Raw genomic sequence first — 12,967 nt, 5'->3', positions numbered from 1 at the left:
CTGCGCACGTCAGGTTTACCCGATCGGGCCAACTGCATACAGCACGGAGTAACGGCGTTCGGCCGAACAGCGACCCTCGTGCGGAACCTCGAAACCTCAGCAACTGGTTCCGCACGGAGGATTCGCGACGATGTACAAAGAACCCGAAGAAAGCACCGCCCGACCGAGAATGACCCTGACCAAGGGCAACAAAATCATGCTTTCCTTCGCCGGCGTGATTCTGACTTTCGTCGCCCTTCTGATCGTCCTCAGCCAGTGCCAGCCGACGGCGTCAAGCACAGATCTCGTATGGCTCGCGGAAAAGACCAACCGCGCACCGGGTACGATTCCGCGCGTTCTCCGTGATCGAATCAGGACGGTCGGCGCCGAGGGCGGCGGCCGGCTGAGCGCCTACGCCGTCGGCGAGCAGGCGATCTCCGTCGCGGACGCCGAAGGACTCGACCTCGACCGGGGCAACGGCAAGGTCGCCGACACCAAGCAGCAGAAGTCCAATGTGGACCAGCTCCTCAAGAGTGTCCGGAGCCGACTCGAAAAGGTGCCCGTCAGCAAGACCGGTTTCTCCCTGTACGCCGCCCTTCACGCGGCCGCGGACGAGGCCGAACGCGCCGGGCACGCCGAGGCGTGGCTGACCAGCACGGTGCTGACCGGATCGACGGATCCGCTCACCATCTCGTCGCTGAGCGCTGGAGCGGAACCGGCGCAGGCGGTGGACGAATTGATGAAAACCCCGCTCAAGGACCTTGACCTACACGGTGTCGAACTCCACGTCGTGCTACTGACCCCCGTCGGCGAAGAACAGCGGCCCCTCGACCCGAGGTCGGAATCGTGGCGCGGCAAGTTCGTGACGGCGCTCGGCGAACGGCTCGGCGCGGACGTCGATGAACCAGTGCACGACAACGGGACGTCCCCGGCCTGGCCGGACAGTTCCCAGGTCCCGCCGATCACTCCTTTTGTCCCGCTACCCCCGGTGCCCGATCCGGAAGAGCCCAGGATCGACAACGCCGCATTCGTCCCCGGTAGCGCGGAATTGATCGATCGGCCCGCCGCTGCAGCAGCGGCTGCGCAAGCCGCGCAGCAGTATCGCGCCAAGAACGGGCAGAGCCGGATCGTCGTCACCGGCTACTGCGCCAAGTTCGGTGATGCTGCGGGCGCCCGCAAGACATCCGCCGATCGCGCGGAGGCGATCGCCGCCCTGCTGCGCGAACAGGGGATCCCACCCGGCGACATCGACGCCACCGGTGTCGGTTTCGACCAGCTCGCCGCACCCGACCAGGACGCGATGTCGCCCGCCCAACGCGTCGTCGTCATCAAGCTCATCGACCGTCCTTGAACGGAGAATCCGTGACCGAAACGCCCGAACTCCCACTGGACGCCTACCCAGGCCTCCCGAAGGGAGCCTTCCACAAGCAGGACCTGCCCCGCCCGGCCGCCATGGCGCTCGGGATCGCCGATGAAGGAGTCTGGTCGGCGGCCGTCGAGACGTACTTGAGTGTGATCGACCCGAGCACCGGCAGCCCCGATCACGACCGGCCGCTGGCCGACGCGGCCGCCGGCGCGGTCCACAACGCGGCTGCCACATGCCAGGCGGTGGCTCTCGACTACTCGGCTCGCACCGACGACCGTGCCGCTGCCCAAGAGGTCGAGGCAGCGAAGCATATCGCCGAGGCGGTCGACACGATCGAGCACGCGAGCGGGATCATGCACGAGCTCGTGACCGGACCCGATGGTGAGAAACTCGACGGCTGGCAGATGCAGGCGATCCATCAGCGGGATGAGGCGCTGGCCCGGCAACGCAGCTCCGAAGGTGACGCCCGCCACACCCAGCACAGCTGGGAGAAGAGCTGGCGCCTCATCGCCGCCACGTTGCTGGGGGTGATGGACGCTTTGCTGCTATGGAAGCCGCTGCTGAACTTGTCGTTCGAAGGCAGTGCCGACAACACGTTCCGCTGGGCGATCGGCGTCGGTATGGTGAGCCTCCAGGTGCTGGCCATCGAATGGGCAGCCCGCACGTTCGTCGACGCTGAACGGCTCAGCGTGGACCGCCGCGGTGCGGCGGGTGATCACAATCGCCCCCTGACGAGCCGGCTCCTCGGCGACAACGCCGCGCCCACCACGGACGACATCGCGGAAGCGGACCGGCAGTACTCGCACGGCTACCACGCTCTGGTGGGCGTCGCCGCCGGTGTGGCTTTGGTGGGAGGAGTCCGGGTCGCCTGGCTCGGCCGCCAAGCCGAGCTGCCGTTCTACGAGGCGACCCTCTTCGGCATCGTGATCGGCTTGGTCCTCGGCTGCGTCGTGGTCCAGATGGCGCGCCTGTACTGCCGCGGGAACCTGCTGGGCGACCGGTTGCAGATCGAGAGCGACGCGCTCGAAGCAATCAGTGGGCGGTTCAAGCGGGCACGAGGCCGGGTGTCGAGCGAACGCGAGGCCGCGCACAACGCGCTGGCCGCCGCGGAAGTGCTGGCCAACCACGCCGCCACTCTCCGCGAGCTGACCCTGGCGGACTACCGACGCGCAGTCGAGCTCGCCTGGACTTGGTTCGGGTTGCCCCCGGGCGAGCTTGACCACGAGGACTTCATCCGGCGGGCACAGCCCGTAGCGAAGGGGCCGTCTGCGAAGCGTGACGCGCTGCTGGCCCGGCTCGACATCGTGAACCAGTGGCTCGCCGACCGGGGCTCGATCTTCAACCCGGCCGCCTCGGCCGGGATACCCCAAATCACCGCTGACCAGGCGAGCGAGCAGCATGAATCCGTGTCGCCGGCCCGTCGGCCGGAAGGCAACAAAGTGGTCATCATCGGTCGCGCGCTTGTCGAGATTCCCGAACGGCCCAAACCGCCGCACCGGCTGATGCTCGCCGGAGCACTGGCGACAGCCGTGGCGACAGTCACGACCGCGTGGTTCGCGCCGGCTGTGGCTCTCCCCTCGACGGAGACCGCACAAGCCTTGATCGAGTGGATCTCGCCGCTGTACTGAAAGCCATGAAGGGCACCTTGGGGGACTCGAAGTCCCCCAAGGTGCCCTTCAGGACGTCACAGCGTGGACGTCAAGGGGTCGGCGTCGCCGTCACGCCCTTGCTGGTCGGCGGGGTCGTCGTGGCCGGGGCCGAGGTCGACGGCTGCTGGGTCGTCGTGCTCGGGGTCGTCGTCGGCGTGCTCGACGTGGTCGGCGGGCTCGTGGTGTCCGTCGGGGTCGACGGGGTCTCGCTCGGGGACACCTGCGTGTCGTCGGTGCCGGTCGTCGTCGGCTTGGTCGACGGGGCCGGATCCTTGCTCCCCGCACCGCCGCCGAAGATCTTGCCGATGCTCGCGCCCGTGCCGCCCGCCACCTTGCCGCCGGTGGCCGCGTCGACGCCGACCACCGCCAGGATCGCCACCGCGAACGCCACCACGCTCGTCCCGATGATCAACGGCCAGCGCAGTTTCCGCAGCCGCGCGGACAGCCGTGAAGGTTCCTCCGGCGGCTTGGCCAGCTGCACGGTCGGCTGGTCGGTGATCGGCACCTCCGGCCCGGCGTGCCCCCGCCGCCGGATCCCGGACGTCGCCAGCTGACGCGCCTTGAGCGCCGCCTCGCGTGTGCGCTGCAGCGAGCGCAGGTACAGCTCGCCGCCGACCGTCGACACCACGCTCGCGACGCCGGCTCCGACCACGGTGCCCGCCACGCCGAGCGTCGACCCCAGCAGCGCCGCGGTCACCGCCGCGAGCGCCGTCGCCAGCACCTGCGCGATCCTCAAACCTGACTTCTCTTCCTTCGCTGTGTCCAACTCGGAAGCCGCTGCGTTCTCCTTGCTCATGATCCCGATCCGGTAGTGAGTCTTCTCCCCTTGTCCAACGTGTAGGGCGCGCGAAGGACTCCCCACGTTGCCACGACGTGAGGAGGGCCACTCCGACTGTCCATAATAGACAGTGCTGATCGAACGTTTTCTTGACATACTCGGCACATGGAACTGGTGACGATCTCTGACATCGAGGCCGCGGCGAAGCGCGTCCAAGGTGTCGCCGTGCGCACGCCCCTGTTGCTCCAGACGTGGGATCCCCGCGGAACCCTGTGGCTCAAACCCGAAAGCCTGCAACCGGTCGGCGCGTTCAAGGTGCGCGGCGCGTTCAACGCGATCGGCGCCCTCGACGAGGAAAGCCGTTCCCGCGGGGTCATCGCCTACTCGAGCGGCAACCACGCGCAGGCAGTCGCCTACGCCGCGCAGCAGTACGGAGTGCCCGCGGTGATCGTCGTGCCGGACGTCGCGCCGCGGATCAAGGTCGAGGCCACGCGCGGGTACGGCGCCGAGGTGATCGAGGTGCCGATCGGCGAACACGAGGGCAAAGCGCACGAACTGGCCGCCGAACGCGGGCTGACCCTCGTCCCGCCCTACGACGACGCGGCCATCATCGCCGGGCAGGGCACGGCCGGCCTCGAGATCGCCGAGGACCTCCCCGACGTCGAGGTCGTGCTGGTGCCGGTCAGCGGCGGTGGGCTGGCCTCCGGCGTCGGCACCGCCATCAAGGCCCGCGCGCCGCGCGCGAAGGTCATCGGCGTCGAGCCCGCGCTGGCCGGCGACACGGCCGAGGGGCTGCGCCTGGGCCGTCAGGTCGACTGGCCCCAGGCCGACCGCGCCCGCACGATCGCCGACGGCCTGCGCGCGCAGCCGTCCGAGCTGACCTTCGCGCACCTGCGGGAGGTCGTCGACACCATGGTCACGGTCTCGGAGGACGAGATCCGGGAGGCCATGCGCACCCTCGCCCGCAAGGCCCGCCTGGTCGCCGAGCCGAGCGGCGCGGTGACGACGGCGGCGTACCTGTTCCACGCGAGCGAGCTGCCGGCCGGCCGCACGGTCGCGATCGTGTCGGGCGGCAACGCGGACCCGGCACTGTTCGCCGAGATCCTCGCGGGCTAGGACTCAAGCGCCCCAATGTGGCCTTCGGTGCGTCCAACGCACCCAATGTGGCGTTCGGTGCGTCTGACGCACCCAACGCCACATTGGGGCGCTGGGGACCAGGTCAGGTCAGGAGCCGGCGACTGGGGACCCGCGGCGGATGTGCGTCGGCGGGCCCTCGACTCCGCAGTGGTAGCACTCGCCCAGGTGGGGGCACTCGTCCGAGGCCGAGGCCGACGCCTGGCCCGGGAACCCGTCGGCAGACGGCGGTTCGGAAGGGGGCTCGAGGACCCCGTTGTGGATGCCCAGCGCGATCAGCCCGCCGGCGATCGCCAGCGCCGCGCAGATGACCAGCGCCATCCGCCAGCCCGCGGTGAGCGCCACCGGGTCGGCGTACGCCTCGCCCGTCAACCCGGCCGCCGCCGGCAGCACCGCGACAGCCAAGAGCCCACCGGACCGCGCGATCGCGTTGTTGACCCCCGAAGCGACGCCGGCGTAGCGGTCCGGGGCCGCGGCGAGCACCGTCGCCGTCACCGGGGCCACCACCGTCGCCAGGCCGAGCCCGAACACGACGACCGCGGGCAGCACCGTGCCGAGGTAGGACGCGCCGGGCGCGATGCGCAGCATCAGCAGCATCCCGATGCCGACGACGATCGGGCCGACCACCAGCTGCACCCGTGGCCCGATGCGCTGGGCCAGCGCGCCCGAACGGCCCGAGAGCAGCAGCATGATCACCGTGAGCGGCAGCCCGGCCAGCCCGGACGCCGTCGGCGAGTAGTGCAGCGACACCTGCAGCTGCATGACCAGCAGCATCATCACACCGCCGAGCGCCGCGTACATCGCGAAGGTCAGCGCGTTGGCCAGGGTGAACGTCCGGTCGCGGAACAGCGACGGCGGCACCAGCGGCTCGCGCGAGCGGTGCTGGACGACGACGAACGCGGTCAGCCCGGCGATCCCCAGCACGCCCGCGACCAGCACGATCGGGTCGCCGATGCCGCGCGCCGGCGCCTCCACCAGCGCGCCGGTGACCCCGGCGAGGCCGATGGCGCCGAGCGCGGCGGCGCCGAAGTCCGGGTGCCCGGTCGCCTCCGGGTCGCGGGACTCCGGGACGAACTTCCGGGCCATCAGCACGACCGCGATCGCGATCGGCACGTTGATGAGGAACGCGAGCCGCCACGACCAGACCTGGACGAGGAAGCCGCCGAGCAGCGGCCCGGCGGCCGCCGCGATGCCGCCGAGGCCCGACCAGGCGCCGATCGCGCGGGCGCGGGCGTCGTGCGCGAAGGACGACTGGAGGATCGCGAGCGACCCCGGGGTCAGCAGCGCGCCACCGATGCCCTGCAGGATCCGCATCGCGACCAGCATCTCGGTCGACGTGGCGGCGGCGCACAGGCCGGACGCGACGCCGAACCAGACGACGCCGATCAGGTACACGCGGCGCCGGCCGTACCGGTCGCCGAGCGAGCCGGCGACCAGGATGAGCGCGGCGAGCGCCAGCAGGTAGCCGTCGAGGATCCACTGGAGCCCGGCGACGGAGGCGTTCAGCTCGGCGCCGATGCGGGGCAGGGCGACGTTGACGATGGTGCCGTCGAGCATCGCCATGCCCGATCCGAGGATGGTGGTGGCGAGCACGCCGCGGGCGGCGTGCGTCCCCCACTGGATCCCGGTGTCTTCGGTGGCAGTCACCCCGCCACTTCACAGTGCGGGGTGATCGCCGTCAACACCGGGTCACGGCATCAGCGTGGTGACGAACTTGTACCGGTCGCCGCGGTAGACCGAGCGCGCGTACTCGACCGGCTTGCCGTCCGTGGCGAACGAGTGCCGGGTCAGCCGGAGCACCGGCATGCCGACGTCCGCGCCGAGCATCTCCGCCTCTTCGGGACCGGCGAGCGAGGTCTCGATCGACTCTTCGGCGCGCTCCAGTTCCACTCCGTAATACTCGCGTAGAACGGCGTACAACGAACCGCCCGCCGAGACGTGCTTGCGCAGCCCGCGGAATCGGCCGGCCGGCAGGTGCGAAGTCTCCAGCGCCATCGGCTGCGAGTCCGCCAGTCGAAGCCGTCGAAGGCGAAGAATTTTCGCGCCCGTGCGGATTCCGAGCAGTTTCGCGAGGTCGCCTTCGGCCGGCAGCTCCTCGAGCTCCAGCAGCTTCGAAGACGGCTTCAGACCCTGGCGGCGCATGTCCTCCGTGTAGGACGACAACTGCAGCCGCTGCGCGAGCTTCGGTTCGGCCGCGAAAGTGCCTTTGCCCTGCACACGGTGCAGCCGGCCCTCGGCCGTGAGGTCGGCCAGCGCCTGGCGCACGGTGGTGCGGGAAACCGTGAACTCCCCGGCGAGCGCGCGTTCGGTCGGGATCGGCGAACCGGGCGGCAGTACGTCCAAGAGGTCGAGCAGGTGCTGTTTCAGCGCCCAGTACTTGGGCTCGCGCTGCCCGCGCATCCCGGCGACGGCGCCCGCCTCGCCCGTGGTGGTGGTCTCCAACATGCCCGACTCCCTATGTCTTCCCTCATTGCGCGCCACGTCCCCGTAAGAAACGTACCCTTTTCCCCAAACGCGCCGCCCCACTAAGATTGGTCTAGACCTGACCGACGCCGCCTGAGTCCGGTACATAATGCCGGAGGTGGAGAGGAAAATGATGACCGAACAACGGCCCGGCGAGCACATGGCCGCGGAGATCGACCAGCAACCGGACGTCCTGGCCGGACTGGTGGGGCGTCAGGCGGAAATCGCCGAGGTGGCGGAAAAGATCTCACAACGGCCTCCGCGCTTCGCTTTGCTCGCCGCGCGTGGATCGAGCGACCACGCAGCGTTGTACGCGAAGTACCTGATCGAGGTACTGCTCGGCCTTCCGGCTGGTCTTGTCTCCCCGTCCACGGCGACGCTGTACGGCGCGCGGCCCGATCTGCGGGACGTGCTGTTCGTCACGGTCAGCCAGAGCGGCGGCTCCCCTGACTTGATCGAGGTCACCGAAACGGCGCGCCGCCAGGGCGCGCTGACGGTGTCCGTCACCAACACGCCGGACTCGCCGCTGCGGGCGGCGTCCGAGCTCGGTGTCGACATCGGCGCCGGCGTCGAGAAGGCCGTCGCCGCGACCAAGACGTACTCGGCGACGCTGATGGCGCTCTACCTCCTGATCGACGCGGTGCGCGGCGGCAAGGCCGCCGACGCCGAGAAGATCGGCGAGCTGGCGCGGCAGACCCTGGACGGCGCCGCCGAGGGCGTCCAGCGCGCGGTCGACCGGTACCGCTTCGTGGACCGGGTCCTCACCACCGGCCGCGGCTACTCCTACGCCACCGCGCTCGAAGGCTCGCTCAAGCTCGCGGAGACCAGCTACCTCGCCGCCCGCGCGTACAGCGGCGCGGACCTGCTGCACGGCCCGGTCGCGGCGGTGGACGGCGAGACCGCCGTGCTCGCGGTGACCAGCAAGGGCCAGGGCGGCCTGGCGATGCACGAGGTCCTCGACGCCGTCGGCAAGCGCGGCGCGGACGTCCTCGCGGTCGGTTCGGCCGCCTCGGAGGTGCCGGCGGCGCTGCGCATCGACGTCGCCCCGACGGCCGAGGAGCTGGCGCCGATCCTGGAGATCCTGCCCATCCAGCGGATCGCGCTCGGCCTGTCGCTCGCCCGCGGCGGCGACCCGGACAGCCCGCGCGGCCTGCTGAAGGTGACCAAGACGAGGTGAGCTACGCGATCGGCGTCGACGCCGGCGGAACGTCGACCAGGGCCGCACTGGTCGACGCCGCCGGCGCGGTGCTGGGCACCGGGCGCGGCGAAGGCGCCAACCCCAACGCGCACACGCCGGAAGTCGCGGCCGGCCGGATCGCCGACGCGATCACCGCGGCGCTGGGCACGCGCGATCCGGGCGACGTGCGCGCTTCCGTCGTCGGCATGGCCGGGGTCAGCAAGCTCAGCGACGTGCGCGTGGCGGCGGTGTTCGACGCGGCGTGGGCGCGGATCGGGCTCACCGGCGTCCGGGTCGTGGCCGACGCCGAAGTGGCGTACGCGTCCGCGACCTCGGCGCCGGACGGGACCGTGCTCGTCGCCGGCACCGGTTCCATCGCGGGCCGGATCCGCAAGCGCCGGCTGGCCGGCACCGCGGGCGGCTACGGCTGGCTGCTCGGCGACGAAGGATCCGCCTTCTGGCTCGGCCGCGAAGCCGTCCGATCCACTTTGGAGGCTCTCGGGCGCGACCGGCCCCTCGACGGGTTGCCGTCGGCGGTGCTCGCCGCCGCGCTCGGACTGTCCGGTTTGGACGTCCGGACGGACGCGGAGCGGCTCGCGGCGTCACGCGCGTTGATCACGACGGCCAACGCCGAAGCGCCAGTGCGGCTCGCCCGATTCGCCCCTTTGGTGAGCGCGGCGCACGACGCGGGTGAGCCCGCGGCACGCGAAATCGTCACCCGGGCGGCTGAACTTCTGGTCGAGAACGCCCTCGCCGCGCGCGAACCCGGCGAGTCGACCCCGGTCGTGCTCGTGGGTTCCGTGCTCACCGGAACCAGCCCGGTCGGCGCTCTCGTGCGCCGCGGACTGGCCGGGCTCGAGGTGCTGACCAGCTCCGATGGGGTGCTCGGGGCAGCCTGGCTCGCGGCCTTGGACGCCTTCGGCGAAGGGGTGGCTAGACCAGTATTTCCCTAAAAAATTGAGTAAAACACGACGGGAAGACGCCAAAACGTCGACTGAACCCCGGTCGGCCGGGTAACGTAGTCATCGGCCCCCGGACCCTCCCCCCTCGCCGGGGGCCGCCTTATGTCCTGGGTACGTCGTCCGGAGCGGTTTCCGGGGCCAATCGCAGACCGGGGTGTTCCGGGGGCAACGCCCGGTAGAGCACCCAGCCGCTCACCGCGACAGTCAGCGCGACCAGCGGCCACGACAGCACCGTGCGGGCCACGCCGAGCGCGATCACCTGGCCGGACCACCACAGCAGGCCGTAGACGACCACCCGCAGCGTGTACTGGCCGAACACCCACACCCAGCTGGCGCGCGAGTACGCCTTCAGCAGCACGGGGTCGCGGCGCCAGCGCGTCTTCTGGCCGAGCACCAGGCCGACGACGACGCCGAGCAGCGGCCAGCGGATCACGATGCTGGCCGCCCAGAGCAGCGCGCTGGCCACATTGGACATCAGCTGCAGCAGGAAGAAGTCCTGGGCCCGGCCGGTGTGCAGAGCGATCAGCGCGGCCGCGACGACGGCGGCGAGGCTGACGACCAGCGCGCGGATCTTCCCGCCGCGGACCATGCGGTAGACCCCGAGGCCCACGGCGACCGCGATGGCGACGCCGGCCCCCCAGGCGATGGACTGCCCGGCCGCGAGCCAGCCGACGACGAAGCCGGCGGGCGGGATGCTGGCGTCGAGCGCGCCCCGGCGGCCACCGAGGATCTGCGCGAGCGACTCGCGGGGTTCTGCGGACACGTGTCCAGCGTGCCGGATCCGGCCGCGCAGGCTCCAAGCAGGGAGATGTTCGCCACAAGAGTCTGGTGATTGCCTTCGAGTGTGCTGTCTCACGGCATGGAGAAGGTGAAGACTACGTAATAGAGAGGCGGAGAAGGCCGACAAGATAAGACACTGTTACCGCAGGCTGAACACCGGTGGGGCCCGGATGGTTAGTTGTGGTGTACAACTACATGTCGGGGAGTCGGTCGCAGGACGGGAAGGGGACCCAACGTGTACGGATTCGACAGCTATGTGGCGATCGGGGACAGCTTCACCGAGGGGCTCAACGACGGGCTGCCGGACGGCTCGTTCCGCGGCTGGGCCGACCGGCTCGCCGAGATCCTGGCGGCCGGCCGGCCCGGTTTCCAGTACGCGAACTTGGCCCTGCGGGGCAAGATGCTCGACGAGATCATGGACGAACAGCTGCCGATCGCCCTGGAGCTGAAGCCCGACCTGGTCACGCTGTGCGCGGGCGGCAACGACATCATCGTCCCGGGGGCGGACGTGGACGCGGTGGCGGAGCGCCTGGAGGAGGGCGTCGCGAAGCTGCGCGCGGCGGGGATCCCGGTGCTCATCTTCAACGGCCCGGACACGAAGGTGCTGTCCGTGATGTCGGTTCTGCGCGGCAAGGTGGGGATCTACAACACTCATCTGTGGGCGATCGCGGAACGCCACGGCGCCCGCGTGGTCGACCTGTGGACGATGGCGCCCCTCCACGACCGCCGCGCGTGGAGCGACGACCGGCTGCACTTCTCCCCGGAGGCCCACCGGCGCATCGCCCTGAAGGCGGCGGAGGTCCTGGGGATGCCGATCGAGGGCGACTGGCGTGAGCCGTGGCCCCCGGAGCTGGTCCCGAGCCGCTGGATCGACTCGCGGCGATCGGATTTGACGTGGACGAAGATGCACCTGCTGCCGTGGATCCGGCGGCAGCTGCGGGGGCAGTCCATGGGGGACGGGCTGTCACCGAAGCGGCCCGAGCTCGCGCCGTTCGTTCCGCTGGAAGTTCTCGAGGTGCCGGACAACGCCCAGGCCCGGCAGCAGGCCAGCTGAGGTCCGCCGGGTCTCCTGGGCCCTGGATCCACTGCCGTTCACGGGCCGGGCGGCGGACGTCATGAACGACTCTTTCCCGTCGCCGGACGAGGTGAGCGGGTCGTTCATGACCTCCGTGACCAGGCCGGGCTGAGTCCCCCGCCGCTCCGTGGCCGCCCGCCGCGACGCCGTGAATGACTCATTCACGGCGTCCGACGCCATGAATGAGTCATTCAAGACACCCAGGCCGCCACCACCGAGCCGACCGCACCCCGTGACTTTGCCGCCCACCAAGCCCCGCCCCCAAGCATCCCCCGCCGCTCCCAAGGGGGCTGCCCCGAGTCCATCGTATCGGCCACCCCCGACGCAAAGTGCTGAAACGATCACCGGCCCGTCAGTTGTCCACATGTCGACTCCCCTGGGGACAACTTGTGGACGACCACTCTTCCCCAGCTCGCCAACCCGCGTCGCCCGGCTTACAGTCCCCTTATGTCCGGTGGTCGTCGCTGGATCCTCGTGGTCCCGATCGCGGTGCTGGTCACCGCTTTGCTGGCGGGGGTCGTCACCTGGGCTCAGGGCGGGAACATCCAGCGTGACCTCACCGCCGACACCCAGGCCGCGCTCGTTGAAGCCGGCCTCGGCAACGGCAACGTCACCTTCGACGGCCGGGACGCCACCCTCAGCGGCTTCGCGCCCGACCAGGCCTTGAGGGCCCTCGAAGTCGTCCAGAACGTCGACGGCGTGCGGGCCGCCCAGCTCCAAGGCGATGTCACCCCCGTGGCCCCGAGCAGCCCGGCACCCACCACCCCCGCCCCCAGCTCGAGCACCAGCAGCCCACCTCCGACCACCAGCGCCACCGCTCCGCCGCCGCCCACCGACAAGGCCGGCGTGCAAGCCGAGATCGACCGGATGCTCGTCGAGGCGCCGATCACCTTCGTGCCGGACACCGCCCGGCTCACCCCCGAAGGCGAACAGGCCGCCCGCGCCGTCGCGATCGCCCTCACGAAGTCGCCCGGCACCTTCCGGTACCGCGTCACCGGCCACGCCGCCCGCGGGTCCGGCAGCGCGAGCGGCGCGCTGAAGCTTTCCCGGGACCGTGCCAGGGCCGTCACGCGGATCCTCACCACCAACGGGCTGACGGCCAAGCGCGTGACCTACCGGGGGCTGGGCGACGCCCGGCCCGCCACCGGCGGCGAAGAGGACCGGCGCGTCGAGATCACAGTCGTTTGAGGGGTGAGTGAGCAGATGGTGTGGCTGTTCGGGCAGATCTGGCTGTGGCTGATCATCGCCTTCGCCCTCGGTGCGCTCACCTCGTGGCTCGTCCTGCGCACCGCCCAACGCCCCAAGGCCGACCCCGCACCCGAGCCGTACGAGCCGGCACCGTACGAGCCCGAGCCCGAACCGCTGGCCACCGAGCAGACGCAGTTCATCCCCGCGGCCTGGATGCAGCCCGGGACCGACCGGCCGGAAAGCGTCCACGACGACGAAGAACCCGAGCCCGTGGGCCACCGCGAAGGCCGGCTCCCGTTGCCGCCGCAGCGCGGCGCGCAGGACGAGGACTGGCCCACCGAGGAGGAACCCGCCTGGCCGGAGGCCGACGAGGTCACCCCGCAGTGGCCGCACCAGCCTGGACGCGGTGGCTGACA

Annotated in this window: 12 protein-coding genes; 8 read left to right on the top strand and 4 right to left on the bottom strand. The window is 70.6% G+C overall.

Translation table 11 applies throughout. The features are described 5' to 3' along the window. Window positions 1-130 precede the first annotated feature (130 nt). Both ACZ4TR_RS05215 and ACZ4TR_RS05210 read left to right on the top strand, forming a co-directional pair. Window positions 131-1,330: an OmpA family protein gene (locus tag ACZ4TR_RS05215; protein WP_465285829.1), complete on the top strand. Its 1,200-nt coding sequence runs from the start codon at window positions 131-133 to the stop codon at window positions 1,328-1,330. An 11-nt stretch (window positions 1,331-1,341) separates the two neighbouring features. After that, window positions 1,342-2,973, top strand: coding sequence for a hypothetical protein (locus tag ACZ4TR_RS05210; RefSeq protein ID WP_465285828.1), 1,632 nt, complete (start codon window positions 1,342-1,344; stop codon window positions 2,971-2,973). Window positions 2,974-3,043: 70 nt separating this feature from the next. On the opposite strand, the gene ACZ4TR_RS05205 is transcribed toward ACZ4TR_RS05210, so the two are convergent. After that, window positions 3,044-3,730, bottom strand: coding sequence for a hypothetical protein (locus ACZ4TR_RS05205; protein ID WP_465285827.1), 687 nt, complete (start codon window positions 3,728-3,730; stop codon window positions 3,044-3,046). Between the two features lie 207 nt (window positions 3,731-3,937). Between ACZ4TR_RS05205 and ACZ4TR_RS05200 the strand changes: the two genes are divergently transcribed. Further along, on the top strand, window positions 3,938-4,888 hold the full coding sequence (locus tag ACZ4TR_RS05200; protein ID WP_465285826.1) for a threonine ammonia-lyase: 951 nt from the start codon (window positions 3,938-3,940) through the stop codon (window positions 4,886-4,888). Between the two features lie 108 nt (window positions 4,889-4,996). On the opposite strand, the gene ACZ4TR_RS05195 is transcribed toward ACZ4TR_RS05200, so the two are convergent. Both ACZ4TR_RS05195 and ACZ4TR_RS05190 read right to left on the bottom strand, forming a co-directional pair. Then, on the bottom strand, window positions 4,997-6,553 hold the full coding sequence (locus ACZ4TR_RS05195; protein WP_465285825.1) for an MFS transporter: 1,557 nt from the start codon (window positions 6,551-6,553) through the stop codon (window positions 4,997-4,999). Window positions 6,554-6,595: 42 nt separating this feature from the next. Then, entirely contained in the window at window positions 6,596-7,351 is a 756-nt protein-coding gene (locus tag ACZ4TR_RS05190) for a GntR family transcriptional regulator (protein WP_364516968.1), read from the bottom strand. 148 nt (window positions 7,352-7,499) lie between these two features. Here ACZ4TR_RS05190 and ACZ4TR_RS05185 point away from each other — a divergent pair, with 148 nt between their 5' ends. Together ACZ4TR_RS05185 and ACZ4TR_RS05180 are read left to right on the top strand one after the other, a co-directional pair. After that, a complete protein-coding gene (locus tag ACZ4TR_RS05185) occupies window positions 7,500-8,546 on the top strand; it encodes an SIS domain-containing protein (RefSeq protein WP_364516970.1) in 1,047 nt (348 codons plus the stop codon). Continuing rightward, the gene (locus ACZ4TR_RS05180) at window positions 8,543-9,499 is read left to right on the top strand and encodes an N-acetylglucosamine kinase (RefSeq protein ID WP_465285824.1); all 957 of its coding nucleotides are present in this window, start codon (window positions 8,543-8,545) and stop codon (window positions 9,497-9,499) included. The genes ACZ4TR_RS05185 and ACZ4TR_RS05180 overlap by 4 nt, the downstream gene beginning before the upstream one ends. 109 nt (window positions 9,500-9,608) lie before the next feature. Here the strand turns inward: ACZ4TR_RS05180 and ACZ4TR_RS05175 are convergent, their stop codons facing one another. After that, window positions 9,609-10,271, bottom strand: coding sequence for a DUF3159 domain-containing protein (locus tag ACZ4TR_RS05175; protein ID WP_364516974.1), 663 nt, complete (start codon window positions 10,269-10,271; stop codon window positions 9,609-9,611). A gap of 252 nt (window positions 10,272-10,523) precedes the next feature. Between ACZ4TR_RS05175 and ACZ4TR_RS05170 the strand changes: the two genes are divergently transcribed. The 3 genes from ACZ4TR_RS05170 to ACZ4TR_RS05160 all read left to right on the top strand — a co-directional run bounded on the left by ACZ4TR_RS05170 (window position 10,524) and on the right by ACZ4TR_RS05160 (window position 12,965). After that, on the top strand, window positions 10,524-11,342 hold the full coding sequence (locus ACZ4TR_RS05170; RefSeq protein ID WP_465285823.1) for an SGNH/GDSL hydrolase family protein: 819 nt from the start codon (window positions 10,524-10,526) through the stop codon (window positions 11,340-11,342). A 468-nt stretch (window positions 11,343-11,810) separates the two neighbouring features. After that, the gene (locus tag ACZ4TR_RS05165) at window positions 11,811-12,551 is read left to right on the top strand and encodes an OmpA family protein (RefSeq protein WP_465285822.1); all 741 of its coding nucleotides are present in this window, start codon (window positions 11,811-11,813) and stop codon (window positions 12,549-12,551) included. Between the two features lie 15 nt (window positions 12,552-12,566). Continuing rightward, the gene (locus ACZ4TR_RS05160; protein ID WP_465286299.1) at window positions 12,567-12,965 is read left to right on the top strand and encodes a hypothetical protein; all 399 of its coding nucleotides are present in this window, start codon (window positions 12,567-12,569) and stop codon (window positions 12,963-12,965) included. Window positions 12,966-12,967 lie beyond the last annotated feature (2 nt).

Source organism: Amycolatopsis sp. NPDC028719 (genome assembly GCF_055565395.1).
The sequence above is the reverse complement of the archived record's forward strand: the minus strand, read 5'-3'. Positions and strand labels throughout refer to the sequence as shown.